Annotated in this window: 13 protein-coding genes and 1 pseudogene; 11 read left to right on the top strand and 3 right to left on the bottom strand. The window is 72.0% G+C overall.

Features of this window, described 5'->3' with window-relative positions; all coding sequences use genetic code 11:
• A pseudogene (locus ACWCSD_RS34680) lies at positions 1-193 on the top strand (hypothetical protein); the annotation flags it as partial.
• Between the two features lie 6 nt (positions 194-199).
• On the opposite strand, the gene ACWCSD_RS34675 reads toward ACWCSD_RS34680, so the two are convergent.
• A complete protein-coding gene (locus ACWCSD_RS34675; RefSeq protein WP_449921296.1) occupies positions 200-1168 on the bottom strand; it encodes an acyl-CoA dehydrogenase family protein in 969 nt (322 codons plus the stop codon).
• Positions 1169-1301: 133 nt separating this feature from the next.
• Between ACWCSD_RS34675 and ACWCSD_RS34670 the strand changes: the two genes are divergently transcribed.
• Both ACWCSD_RS34670 and ACWCSD_RS34665 read left to right on the top strand, forming a co-directional pair.
• Positions 1302-1973, top strand: a complete 672-nt coding sequence (locus ACWCSD_RS34670) for a hypothetical protein (RefSeq protein WP_397160893.1) — start codon at positions 1302-1304, stop codon at positions 1971-1973.
• Between the two features lie 158 nt (positions 1974-2131).
• A complete protein-coding gene (locus ACWCSD_RS34665; protein WP_358298442.1) occupies positions 2132-3874 on the top strand; it encodes a proline--tRNA ligase in 1743 nt (580 codons plus the stop codon).
• A 104-nt stretch (positions 3875-3978) separates the two neighbouring features.
• On the opposite strand, the gene ACWCSD_RS34660 is transcribed toward ACWCSD_RS34665, so the two are convergent.
• Together ACWCSD_RS34660 and ACWCSD_RS34655 are read right to left on the bottom strand one after the other, a co-directional pair.
• A complete protein-coding gene (locus tag ACWCSD_RS34660) occupies positions 3979-4452 on the bottom strand; it encodes a ferritin-like domain-containing protein (RefSeq protein WP_449921299.1) in 474 nt (157 codons plus the stop codon).
• Between the two features lie 40 nt (positions 4453-4492).
• Positions 4493-5008 carry a hypothetical protein gene (locus ACWCSD_RS34655; RefSeq protein WP_397160887.1) on the bottom strand — a complete coding sequence of 172 codons (516 nt, stop codon included), beginning with the start codon at positions 5006-5008 and terminating at the stop codon, positions 4493-4495.
• Positions 5009-5292: 284 nt separating this feature from the next.
• Between ACWCSD_RS34655 and rimP the strand changes: the two genes are divergently transcribed.
• From rimP to truB, 8 genes are all read left to right on the top strand, one after another.
• Positions 5293-5787 (top strand): ribosome maturation factor RimP, encoded by a 495-nt coding sequence (rimP, locus tag ACWCSD_RS34650; protein ID WP_449921292.1) that lies wholly within the window; start codon positions 5293-5295, stop codon positions 5785-5787.
• Positions 5788-5799: 12 nt separating this feature from the next.
• Entirely contained in the window at positions 5800-6804 is a 1005-nt protein-coding gene (gene nusA, locus ACWCSD_RS34645; protein ID WP_397160885.1) for a transcription termination factor NusA, read from the top strand.
• Positions 6788-7087: a YlxR family protein gene (locus ACWCSD_RS34640; RefSeq protein ID WP_352365338.1), complete on the top strand. Its 300-nt coding sequence runs from the start codon at positions 6788-6790 to the stop codon at positions 7085-7087. Before nusA ends, ACWCSD_RS34640 begins: the two co-directional genes overlap by 17 nt.
• Before the next feature lie 125 nt (positions 7088-7212).
• A complete protein-coding gene (gene infB, locus ACWCSD_RS34635) occupies positions 7213-10335 on the top strand; it encodes a translation initiation factor IF-2 (RefSeq protein ID WP_397160883.1) in 3123 nt (1040 codons plus the stop codon).
• 120 nt (positions 10336-10455) lie between these two features.
• Positions 10456-10752 (top strand): DUF503 domain-containing protein, encoded by a 297-nt coding sequence (locus ACWCSD_RS34630; protein WP_352320823.1) that lies wholly within the window; start codon positions 10456-10458, stop codon positions 10750-10752.
• Positions 10753-10791: 39 nt separating this feature from the next.
• Positions 10792-11232, top strand: a complete 441-nt coding sequence (gene rbfA, locus ACWCSD_RS34625) for a 30S ribosome-binding factor RbfA (protein WP_358298430.1) — start codon at positions 10792-10794, stop codon at positions 11230-11232.
• A complete protein-coding gene (locus ACWCSD_RS34620; RefSeq protein ID WP_449921285.1) occupies positions 11229-12266 on the top strand; it encodes a DHH family phosphoesterase in 1038 nt (345 codons plus the stop codon). Before rbfA ends, ACWCSD_RS34620 begins: the two co-directional genes overlap by 4 nt.
• Positions 12248-12902 (top strand): tRNA pseudouridine(55) synthase TruB (gene truB, locus ACWCSD_RS34615; protein ID WP_449921283.1); only part of this gene is annotated, 655 nt, incomplete at its 3' end. The genes ACWCSD_RS34620 and truB, both read left to right, overlap by 19 nt.

Genomic DNA, 12902 nt, shown 5'->3' with positions numbered 1-12902 from the left:
GGCCGCCGGCCCCGCGGGCGCGGGCTCGGCGGTGCTGGAGGTGCTGGGGGTGCGCTTCGAGCTGCGCGCGATCGACCCCATGGGCCGGGCGCGGGTGCGCGCGCGGCCGGGGTTGTGGCGGCTGGCCGAGGCGCTCGACACCACCCGCCGCACCAACACCCGCCATCCGTGGGAGGAGCTGCTCGGCGGCTGAGCCGCCTCACGCCTCGCCGAAGACGTGCGCGGCCAGGCGGGCGCGATGCGTCCGCGGCGGGCACAGGAGCTGGGCGTCGGACGTGGCCCGCTTGAGATACCGGTGCGCCGGATGCTCCCAGGTCACCCCGATCCCGCCGTGCACCTGGATGTTCTCGCCCGCCGCCGTCAGGTAGGCCTCCGCGCAGTACGACCCCGCGACGGCCGCGAAGACCTCCGCCTCTGTGTCCGCCGCCTCCGCCGCCGCCCGTGCCGCCGAGCGGGCGGACTCCACGAGCAGCAGGACGTCGGCCAGCTTGTGTTTGATCGCCTGGAAGGAGCCGATCGGCCGGTCGAACTGCCGGCGCGAGCGGGCGTACTCGGTGGCCATCTCCAGGCAGCGCGCCGCGCCGCCGGTCTGCTCGGCCGCCAGGGCCGCGATCCCTAGGTCGCGTACGCGGGCCCACGACGTCCCCGGGCCCAGCCTTCGTACGGGTGCGCGGTCGAAGGTCAGGGAGACCAGGGGGCGGGTCTCGTCCATGGTCGGGTACGCCGTCCGCCGCGTCGGCTCGGCCTCGACCAGGTGCCCGCCGGTGTAGACGAGCACGATCTCGCCGTCCAGCGCGTACGGCGCCGAGCCCGAGAGCCGGTCGTCCGCCAGCGCCAGGTCCCCGTCGCCCGGCAGCACGACGGTCGCCGTCGCCGCCCCCGAGGCCAGCTCCGGCAGCAGCCGGGCCCGCGCGTCCTCGTCCCCGTCGGCCATGAGCGCGCCGACGGCCAGCACGGCCGACTGCAGGAACGGGTGGGGTGACAGCGCGCGTCCCAGCTCCTCGGCCACGGCCGCCGCCTCGGCCGGGCCGCAGCCCGCGCCGCCGTACCGCTCGGGCACGAGCAGCCCCGCCGCGCCCACGTCCCGCGCGAACGCCTGCCAGGTCGCGTCCGGTCGGTCGGCGAGGTAGGCACGGACGACGGCGCCGAGCTCAACGGAGAGGGTCACCCGAGCATGGTAAACCAAGCGATTGCTTGCCTTAGATACGGATGACCGAAATTTGCCTTTTTTGGATGGATACATAATCTGGATGCGGTCATCCCTAGACATTTCCGGGGGAGGGATTGACCAGGGAATGAAGATGAACCACACCGCAATCGAGTACGCCGACTTCGCCGAATGCGACCGGCGTCTGCGCCGCATGGAACGCCATGTGCTGGCGGCCTTCCTGGCAGGACTGGCCGTCGGCCTCGTCGGCATGCTCACCGCCGGCAAGGGCCCCGAATGGTTCGGCCAGCTCTACGACCCGTACGCCTACCTGACCCTCGCGCTGGTCGTGGGCGCCACCGCGTCGGGGTTCGGCTGGGCGCTGCTGACCACGTTCCTCGCGGCCGTGTCCACCGTGGTCGCGGCCATGGGCGCGAGCGCGCTGCGCGGAGTGGACGGCTTCGACGTCATCGGCGGCGGCGTCGCCGGGCTGAACTGGACGGTCGGCCTGCTCGTCGGCCTCGGCCTGCTCGCCTACGTCACCCGCAGGCGGGACCGCTGGGGCGACCTGGCCGCGGGCGCGATCGGCGCGCTGCTGATCGCCGACGTCGTCGACCGGGCGACCCCCGGCTTCATCGACAGCGAGCAGTCGTTCTGGCCCGGACCCGCCACGGTGGTCGCGCTGCTGGCCGTGGCCCTGGTCGTGGTGCTGCGCAGGAACCGGCGGGCCCGCGTGCGCGCCCTGGCGGTCTCGGCCGTCTTCGCCGGACTGTTCACCGTCTGTCTGGGCGTCTTCGTGGGCGGCTGGCTGCCCCTCTCGGCCTGAGCCCGCGTACCGGCCCCTCTCGGTCTGAGCGGGCGTACCGGCCGCGAGCCCGGCGATCCGGGCCGATCCGGACTCGCGCCCGATTAACCTCGCGCGGCGCGGCTCCCCGAGTCGATAGCCTGTAATCCTTCAGATCCAGGCCCGAGCAAGGAGTAGCCGTGTTGCTGCGCATGTCGTCGTTGTTTCTTCGCACCCTGCGGGACGACCCGGCAGACGCGGAAGTGCCGAGCCACAAGCTCCTCGTCCGCGCCGGCTACGTCCGCCGCGTGGCCCCCGGCATCTACTCGTGGCTGCCCCTCGGCAAGCTGGTGCTGGAGAACGTCACCAGGATCGTCCGCGAGGAGATGAACCGGATGGGCGGCCAGGAGGTGCTCTTCCCCGCCCTGCTGCCCCGCGAGTACTACGAGGCCACCGGCCGCTGGACCGAATACGGCGACACCCTGTTCCGGCTCCAGGACCGCAAGGGCGCCGACTACCTCCTCGGCCCCACGCACGAGGAGCTCTTCACCGACATGGTCAAGGGCGAATACTCCTCGTACAAGGACTACCCGGTCACGCTCTACCAGATCCAGACCAAGTACCGCGACGAAGCCAGGCCCAGGGCCGGCATCCTGCGCGGCCGCGAGTTCCTCATGAAGGACTCCTACTCCTTCGACCTCGACGACGACGGTCTCAAGCGCTCCTACGAGCAGCACCGCGAGACCTACATCCGCACGTTCGAGCGGCTCGGCATCGAGTACAAGATCGTGTTCGCCACCTCGGGCGCGATGGGCGGCTCGGCCTCCGAGGAGTTCCTGGCGCCGACCCCCACCGGCGAGGACACGTTCGTGGCCTGCCACTCCTGCGGCTACGCCGCCAACGCCGAGGCCGTCACCACCACCGCGCCGCCCGCCCGCGACCTCGACGGCGCCGCGCCGATGCGGGTCCTCGACACGCCCGACACCCCGACCATCGAGTCCCTGGTGTCCTACGTCAACGAGCGCCACGGCCTGTCCGTCACCGCCGCCGACACGCTGAAGAACGTCGTCGTCAAGGTCACCACCCCCGGCTCCGACAAGGTCGAGACGCTGATCATCGGCGTGCCCGGCGACCGCGAGGTCGACTTCAAGCGCCTGGAGGCCGCGCTCGCGCCCGGCGAGCCCGCCATCTTCGAGGCCGCCGACTTCGCCGCCCACCCCGGGCTCGTCCGCGGCTACATCGGCCCGCAGATCCTGCGCGAGCTCGGCATCCGCTACCTCGTCGACCCCCGCGTCGTCACCGGCAGCTCCTGGGTCACCGGCGCCAACGAGCCCGGCAAGCACGCCGCCGACGTGGTCGCCGGGCGCGACTTCGTCCCCGACGGCACGATCGAGGCCGCCGAGGTGCGCGCCGGCGACCCCTGCCCCCGCTGCGGCTCCCCGCTGTCCATCGACCGCGGCATCGAGATCGGCCACATCTTCCAGCTCGGCCGCAAGTACGCCGACGCCGCCGGCCTCGACGCCCTCGGCCCCGACGGCAAGCCCGTCCGCATCACCATGGGCTCCTACGGCATCGGCGTCTCGCGGGCCGTGGCCGTCATCGCCGAGCAGGCCCACGACCAGCTCGGCCTGGTGTGGCCGCGCGAGGTCGCGCCCGCCGACGTGCACATCGTCGGCACCGGCAAGGAGAACCAGGTCGAGGCCGCCCTTGAGCTGGCCGGCGAGCTGGAGGCGCAGGGGCTGCGGGTGCTCGTCGACGACCGCGCCCAGGTCTCGCCGGGCGTCAAGTTCAAGGACGCCGAGCTGCTGGGCGTGCCCACGATCGTGGTGATCGGGCGCGGGTTGTCGCAGGGCGTCATCGAGCTGCGCGACCGGGTGACCGGCGTCAAGGAGGAGATCCCCCTCGCCGAGGCCGCCACCCGCATCCTGGCCGCCTGCCGCTGACCCACACCCCACGGGCCGGGTAGCTGTCCCGGCTCCGGTGATGGGGCCGGTCCGCTGCCCGGGCCCGTGATGGGGGCTGTCGTTCCGGTCCGTCCGTGGTGTCGTCAGCTGCCGGAGCGGGACGGTGCCGGCGTGGGAGGCGGCGTCGCGGGCAGGGTGCTGCCCGGCATGCCGGGGAAGGCCGCGGGCGGTGCCGGTTGGAAGGCGTAGGCGCGGGTCGCCGACTCCTGCATGGCCAGGGCGGCGTACTTGCGCAGCGCCGGGTCCGCGGCGGCGGCCAGCTCCAGATAGGCGGCCGTGATGCCGTTCTCCAGCTGCACGGCCAGCCGGGCGGCCTGCGCGGCGCCCGTGGGCACGTACGGCAGCGCGTAGGAGGGCTCCGACTCGTTCGGGCGGCCCCCACGGCCGATGATCAGATTGCGGAGCTGGTCGCGGCGGGCCCGGTGGGCCTCGTACGCGGCGCCGGTCAGGTCCCGCAGGGAGCCGGTCGTACGCGCCCCCAGGAGCCCGTAGGCGAACACGGCGGCGTGCTCGGCGGCCAGAGCCTTGCGCAGCTTCTCGACGTCGTCCCCGGCCATCACGACGCTGCCACCACGATCCTGTTCATCACGATCCCGTTCACGACGACTTGGGCAGCGACACGGCGTGGACCGCCTCGCACGCCCCGATGCTGGCGAGGAGCTGGGCCACGCCGGGGGACAGGCCGGCGAGCTGACGGGGCCGCTGCGCCGCGGCCCGGCGCTCCACGTCCCGCAGCCGTGACAGCGTGGGCTTGGGAGACTTCGACGGCGTGGCACTGGGCGCCGCGCCCGGCGAGGCGGGCGCGGACCCGGCGGGCGAGGAGACGGGCGGGGAGGCGGGCGGCGGGCCCGCGGGCAGGTATTTGCGCAGCTCCGCCAGGTGCGCCTGGTGCCGGGCGCGGAAGGGCTCCAGGGAGTCGGCGCCGCCCGCGATCAGCGCCGAGTAGAGGGCGACCGTGCGCTCCTTGTCGGCGACCACCTGCCGCAGCAGGACGGTCTCGGGCGAGTCGGGCGCCGGGGTCGCGGGCCCGGCGGGACCCGAGGCGCTGCAGGCCGTCAGGGCGGCCGCTCCGCCCGCCAGCACGGCTCGCCTGGAGAGGTGACGCGGGCGCACGGGCTTGGACCTCCGGTGACTACGGACCCGGTGACGAGGGTCCCCAGTGACCGGGGCGCCGACGGCGACGGCTCCAGGTGACTGCGGACGCAGATAGCATCGTACGGGCTGGTGCCCGGGAACGCCGTCAGGCGACGCTCCGCCACTCGACCACGACGAGTGGCGCTCTCTCCGTGCCTCCGTACAGATAGGGTGTCAACTGTCGTCGCTGGCTGCGCAGCCAGACGGCGGAGAGCCAGTGGCGAGGTCCGCCCGGCTGAGACATGACAATAGGGGAGGTCGATATGGGCAGCGCATCATCCCGCGACCACCTGATGAAGCTCCTGGAGCCCGTGGTCGGCGCGGAGGGCCTCGATCTGGAGGACGTCACCGTCACCCAGGCGGGCAAGAGGCGGTTGCTGCGCGTGATCGTCGATCGCGACGGCGGCGCGAGCCTCGACGACATCGCCGACGTGAGCCAGGCCGTCTCCACGGCGCTCGACGAGGACGACGTGATGGGGCAGGCCGCGTACACCCTTGAGGTCTCCTCTCCGGGCGTCGACCGCCCGCTCACCGAGCCGCGCCACTGGCGCCGTGCCGCCAAGCGGCTGGTGAAGGCCGAGATGAGAGACGGCACCGTGGTGGAGGGCCGCGTTCTGGCGGCGGACGAGAGCGGCGTCGACCTCGACGTCGCCGGCGCCGCCCGCCGGCTCGATTACCAGGACCTGACCCGAGGCCGGGTGCAGGTGGAGTTCCGCCGGATCGACGACACCGACGACGTCGACGGCGACGAAGGCTAAGGGGGAAGCCTCGTGGACATCGACATGAGCGTCCTGCGCAGCCTGGAGCGGGAGAAGGACATCTCCTTCGACCTGGTCGTCAAGGCGATCGAGGACGCGCTGCTGATCGCCTACTTCCGCACCGAGGGCGCGGCGCCCAAGGCGCGCGCCCAGCTCGACCGCGGCAGCGGCCACGTCACGATCTGGGCGGCCGAGCTCGACGACGAGGGCGACGTCGTCAGGGAGTTCGACGACACTCCGGGCAACTTCAGCCGGATCGCCGCGACCACCGCCAAGCAGGTCATCCTGCAGCAGCTCCGCGACGCCGAGGACGAGATCAACTTCGGCGAGTTCGCCAGCCGCGAGGGCGAGCTGGTCTCGGGCGTGATCCAGCAGGGCAAGGACCCGCGCGTGGTGCTGGTCGACCTCGGCAAGATCGAGGCCGTGCTGCCGCACGCCGAGCAGGTCCCGGGCGAGGACTACGTGCACGGCGAGCGCATCCGCGCCTACGTGGTGCAGGTGAAGAAGGGCCACAAGGGGCCGTCGGTGACGCTGTCGCGCACCCACCCCGGCCTGGTCAAGAAGCTCTTCGCGCTGGAGGTGCCCGAGATCGCCGACGGCACCGTGGAGATCACCGCGGTGGCCCGCGAGGCCGGCCACCGCACGAAGATCGCGGTCCGGTCGCGCAAGCCGGGCGTCAACGCCAAGGGCGCCTGCATCGGCCCGATGGGCTCGCGCGTCCGCAGCGTGATGGCCGAGCTGCACGGCGAGAAGATCGACATCATCGACTGGTCCGAGGATCCGGGCGAGTTCGTCGGGAATGCGCTGTCGCCGGCCCGTGTTTCCCATGTCGAGGTTCTCGATCTCGAAGGACGGGTCGCACGGGTGACGGTCCCCGACTACCAGCTTTCGCTGGCCATCGGCAAGGAAGGGCAGAACGCCCGGCTTGCCGCCAGGCTCACCGGATGGCGCATTGACATCCGGCCTGACACACAAGCCGAGGATGCTGCCGGTTCCGTAGATGCGTCAACACGGTAAGCTGGAATATGGTGGCCACGCGGCCCCACAGCGCACCTGTGTGGGCTGCAGGGTTCGCACGGCTAAGTCCGAGCTGCTCCGCCTGGTGCGGATCGAGGACCATCTGGTCCCTGATCTGCGAGGACGGCTTTCTGGCCGCGGTGCATCGCTGCATCCGTCCTTGAGCTGTCTGGAGCTCGCCGAGCGTCGCCGAGCGTTCCCGCGCGCGTTCCGCGTGCCGGGACCGCTTGACGTCTCGCGAGTGCGGGCACACCTGGAGGAGGAATCACGAAATGTCATGTAGGACGCCGAGTTGATGGGCGGAGTCAGATTGCTATGAGCGCCTGATGAGCACGCGGCGATGAAGACGTCAAGTTAACGACGGTCCGGACGGCACAGCCAGCCTCCCGGGCCGAGTAAGGGAGTGCAGTGGCGAAGGTCCGGGTATACGAGCTCGCTAAGGAGTTCGGCGTAGAGAGCAAGGTCGTCATGGCCAAGCTCCAAGAGATGGGGGAGTTCGTCCGTTCGGCGTCCTCGACCATCGAGGCGCCGGTGGTCCGCAGGCTCACCGAAGCTCTGGGCGCATCGAAGGGTGGGCCCTCCAGGGGCGGCGGTTCGTCGTCCAACAGGCCGCAGCCGCCCAAGGCTGCGCCCCGTCCGGCAGAACACCAGGCCGGCAACGGCGCCGCGGAGGCGCCGACCCCTACTCCTCCGCGTCCGGGTCCGGCTCCGCGGCCGGGGCCGCGTCCCGGCCCCGCGGGTCCCGCGGGCGGCGCGCAGCCGCGTCCGCCGGTGCCGATGCCCCACCAGCCGCAGCAGCAGCCCGAGGCTGCGCGCGGCGAGACCTCCGGGGCTCCGCAGGCCCGCTTCGAGAGCGCGGCCGGTTCCGGCGCGCCCGCCCGTCCGACTCCGGGGCCGCGTCCGGGTCCCGCCGCCCGTCCGGGTCCCAAGCCCGGTCCGGCGCCTCGTCCCGGGCAGCCTTCCGGTGGTGGCGGCGGCGGTCAGCAGCAGGCCCCGCGTCCGGGTGCGCCCGCAGGCGGCGGCCCGCGTCCTGGTCCCGGTCCCAAGCCGGGTCCGCGTGGCCCGCGTCCGGGCAACAACCCGTTCTCGTCCAACGCCAGCGGCATGGGCCAGTCGCGTCCGCCGCGTCCCGGCGGCAACCGCGACGGCGGTGGCCCCGGTCAGCGCGAGCGTCGTGAGGGTCCGCCGCGTGACGGCGCGATGCCGCGTCCGCCGCGTCCCGGTGGCGGCGGCGAGGCCGGTCCGCGTCCCGCGGGTCCGCGTCCCGGTCCGCCCGGTGCGGCCGGTCCGCGTCCGGGTCCCGGCGCCGGTGGTCCGCGTCCGGGTGGGCCGCGTCCCAACCCGATGATGATGCCGCAGGGTCGTCCTGCCGGTCCGGGCGGTGGCCCGCGTCCCGGTGGCGGCGGCGGTGGCGGTCGTCCCGGCGGCGGTGGCGGCGGTGGCCGTCCCGGCGGTGGCGGCGGTCGTCCCGGTGGCGGCGGCGGCTTCGCCGGTCGTCCCGGTGGCGGCGGCGCAGGTCCCCGTACCGGCACCGGTGGTCCCGGTGGCGGCGGCGGTGGCTTCGGCGGTCGTCCGGGTGGCGGCGGCCGTGGTCGCGGCGGTGGCACGGCGGGCGCGTTCGGGCGTCCCGGCGGCCGTCCCGCGCGTGGTCGTAAGAGCAAGCGTCAGAGGCGCCAGGAGTTCGACAACATGTCGGCGCCGGCGATCGGCGGTGTGCAGGTCGCTCGCGGCAACGGCGCGACGATCCGCCTGCCGCGCGGCGCGTCGCTGTCCGACTTCGCCGACCGTATCGGCGCGAACCCCGCCTCGCTCGTGCAGATCATGCTGCACCTCGGCGAGATGGTGACCGCGACCCAGTCGGTCAACGAGGAGACGTTGCAGCTCCTCGGCGCCGAGCTCGACTACAACATCCAGGTCGTCAGCCCGGAGGAGGAGGACCGCGAGCTTCTCGAGGCCTTCGACATCGAGTTCGGCGAGGATGAGGGCGACGAGGGCGACCTCGCCGCGCGTCCGCCGGTCGTGACCGTCATGGGTCACGTCGACCACGGTAAGACCAAGCTGCTCGACGCCATCCGCAAGACCAACGTGGTGGCGCGCGAGGCCGGTGGCATCACCCAGCACATCGGTGCCTACCAGGTCGCCACGACGCACGAGGGCGAAGACCGCAAGGTCACCTTCATCGACACCCCGGGTCACGAGGCGTTCACCGCCATGCGTGCCCGAGGCGCCAAGTCCACCGACATCGCGGTGCTGGTGGTCGCGGCCGACGACGGCGTGAAGCCGCAGACGATCGAGGCGCTCAACCACGCCCAGGCGGCCGACGTTCCGGTCGTGGTCGCGGTGAACAAGGTCGACAAGGAGGGTGCCGACCCCAACAAGGTCCGCGCCCAGCTCACCGAGTACGGCCTGGTCGCCGAGGAGTACGGCGGCTCGACCCTCTTCGTCGACATCTCGGCGAAGAACGGCACGGGCATCGACAACCTCCTCGAGGCGATCCTGCTCACCGCCGACGCCGAGCTCGACCTGCGGGCCAACCCGACGATGGACGCCCAGGGCATCGCGATCGAGGCGCACCTCGACAAGGGCCGCGGCCCTGTCGCGACCGTCCTGGTCCAGCGCGGCACGCTGCGCGTGGGCGACTCGATCGTGTGTGGCGAGGCCTTCGGCCGCGTCCGCGCGATGCTCGACGACAACGGCGACCCGGTCGAGGAGGCCACGCCGTCCCGTCCGGTCCTGGTCATGGGTCTGACGGCCGTGCCGAGCGCCGGTGACAACTTCATCGTCGTCACCGACGACCGGATGGCCCGCCAGATCGCCCAGCAGCGCGCGGCGCGCAAGCGCAGCGCCGACATGGCGAAGTCGAGCCGTCGCCGCACCCTCGAAGAGCTGTTCAGCGACCTTGAGAAGGGTCGCGTCGACGAGCTCAAGCTCATCATCAAGGGTGACGTGTCCGGTTCGGTGGAGGCCCTGGAAGACGCCCTGCTCAAGATCGACGTCGGCGACGAGGTCAGGCTCCGTGTCCTGCACCGCGCGGTCGGCGCCATCACCGAGTACGACGTCAACCTGGCCGTCGCCGACGACAACGCGGTCATTATCGGCTTCAACGTCCGCCCCGAGCCTCGGGCGCGCGACCTGGCCGAGCGCGAGGGCGTCGACATCCGCTACTACTCGGTCATCTACCAGGCGATCGAGGAGATCGAAGCGGCGCTCAAGGGCATGCTCAAGCCCGAGTTCGAAGAGGTCCAGATGGGCACCGCAGAAGTCCGCGAGGTCTTCAAGGTGCCGAAGATCGGCAACGTCGCCGGTTCGCTGGTCCGCTCCGGCACGATCGTCCGCAACAGCAAGGCCAGGGTGATCCGCGATGGCGTCGTCATCGCCGACAACCTGACCGTCTCGTCCCTGCGTCGCTTCAAGGATGACGCCACCGAGGTCCGCGAGGGCTTCGAGTGCGGCATCGGTGTCGGTTACAACGACATCCGGATCGACGACACGATCGAGACGTTCGAGATGCGGGAGAAGCCGCGGGTCTGACCCGCGGCCGGGCGCCCGGCGGAACCTCCGCCGGGCGCCTCTCGCACGCCCGGGCCCCCTTCCCACCGCAGCGGGCCGGTCGTGCTTCCACCCCACCAGGCCAAGCGGTGGTTTCACACGATGTATGTGGGTGCTCTGACCCTGGACATCCTGCTCGGCGACGTGCGTTCGCTGAAGCAGAAGCGCTCTGTCGTCCGGCCTCTGATCGCCGAGCTGCAGCGACGTTACCCGTCCATCGCGGTGGCCGAGACCGGCCATCTTGACCTGCATCGCAGGTGCGAGGTGGGCGTCGCGGTGATCTCCGCCTCCGCGGGTAACTGCAAAGAGGTGATGGACGCCTGCGAGCGGATGGTGGCCTTCCGCCCTGAGATCGAGTTGCTGTCAGCCAGACAGCGCCTCTACAACGACGAAGATTGAACGACAGCACGGCCAGGTCGTGCGTGAGGGGGAGCGAACATGGTGGATGCCGCACGAGCGAGCAAGCTCGCCGACCGCATCCAGCAGATCGTCGCCGAGATGCTGGAGCGCCGGATCAAGGACCCGCGCCTGGGCTTCGTCACCGTGACCGACACGCGGATCACGGCTGACCTGCGTGACGCGACGGTGTTCTACACAGTGTTCGGCTCCGACGCGGAGCGGTCCGACACCGCGGCCGCCCTGGAGAGTGCCAAGGGCATCATCCGCGCCGAGGTGGGCCGCCAGACCGGCGTGCGCTTCACCCCGACGCTGACGTTCCGGCACGACCCGCTGCCCGACAGCGCCCGCCAGCTCGACGACCTGATCAACGCCGCCAGGGCGCGGGACGCCGAGGTGGCGCGCCGGGCCGAGGGCGCGGCCTACGCCGGCGAGGCCGACCCCTACAAGAAGCCCGATGAGGGTGAGGACGACCAGGCGTGACGTCGCACGTGCGCGCCCGAGCCGAGCAGCCCTCCCAGGAGGCCACGGACATCCCCGAGGCCTCCTGGGAGCGCGCGGTCCAGCTCATCGGCCAGGTCGACGAGGTCGCCCTGGCCTGTCACGTGTCGCCCGACGGCGACGCGCTCGGCTCGATGCTGGCCGTCGGTTACGTGCTGCGCTCGATCGGCAAGCGGGTCGTGGCCTCCTTCGGTGACCAGTACTTCGCGGTGCCGCGGATCCTGCGGTTCCTGCCGGGGCAGGAGATGTTGTGCCCGCCGGCCGACTATCCCGAGGCCCCGGCGTTGATGATCACCTTCGACTCCTCCACGTTCGAGCGGCTGGGCCTGCTCAGCCCCAACGCGGCCAGGGCGGAGGAGGTCATCGTGATCGACCACCACCCGTCCAACGCCGGGTTCGGCACGCACAGCCTCATCGACCCGCGGGCGGCGGCCACGGCCATGCTGGCCGAGCAGCTCATCTACCGGCTCGGTGGCAGCCTCGACCGGGACATCGCCACCTGCCTGTACACCGGCCTGGTGACCGACACGGGCTCCTTCCGCTACGCCTCGACCACCCCGGCCGTGCACCGGATGGCGTCCCGGCTGGTGGCCACGGGCCTGCACACCGACGAGATCGCCCGCGAGCTGTGGGACCGCTCGCCGTTCGGCTACCTCAAGGTGCTGGCCAGGGCGCTCGACCGGGTGCAGCTGGAGGGCTCGATGGTCTGGACGTACGTGCCGCGGGTCGACCGGGCCGCGTACGGGCTGCCGTACTCGGAGATCGAGGGCATGATCGACATCGTCCGCCGTACCGACGAGGCCGAGATCGCGGTCGTGCTCAAGGAGGACGACCACGGCGACTGGCAGGTGTCGACCAGGTCCAAGGGCGGGGTCGACGTGGCGGCCGTGTGCGCCGCGCTGGGCGGCGGCGGGCATCACAACGCGGCCGGGTTCACCTCCTACGACAGCGTGGAGGAGACCATGGCCAAGTTCAGACGAGAGCTGGGGAAGGCTGGATGGCCGAGAGCGGTCTGATCATCGTCGACAAGCCGGGCGAGTGGACCTCGCACGACGTGGTGGCCAAGATGCGGCGCATCGCGGGCACCCGCCGCGTCGGGCACGCCGGCACGCTCGACCCGATGGCCACGGGCGTGCTGGTGATCGGGGTGGAGAAGGCGACCAGGCTGCTCGGGCACCTGGCGCTGACCGAGAAGGTCTACGAGGCCACGATCCGGCTGGGCGTGTCCACCAACACCGACGACGCCGAGGGCGAGACCGTGGCCACGGCGTCGGCGGCGGAGGTGGGCGCGGCCGAGGTGCACAAGGGCGTCGAGGCGCTCACCGGGGCCATCATGCAGGTGCCGCCGCAGGTCAGCGCCATCAAGGTCAACGGGCAGCGGGCGTACAAGATGGCCCGCGCGGGCGAGGAGGTCGCGCTCGCGGCCCGGCCCGTCACCGTGTACGGCTTCGACGTGCTCGACATCAGGGCCGCCGGCGACGTCGTGGACGTCGACGCGGTCGTCACCTGCTCCAGCGGCACCTACATCCGGGCCCTGGCCCGCGACCTGGGGGCCGCGCTCGGCGTCGGCGGCCACCTGACGAGCCTGCGCCGGACCCGGGTGGGCCCCTACGACCTGTCGCTGGCCCGCGGCATCGACCAGCTCGCCGAGG

The organism is Nonomuraea sp. NPDC001684, from assembly GCF_053596515.1.
Note: the sequence above shows the minus strand (reverse complement) of the source record. Positions and strands in the feature narration are given on the sequence as shown.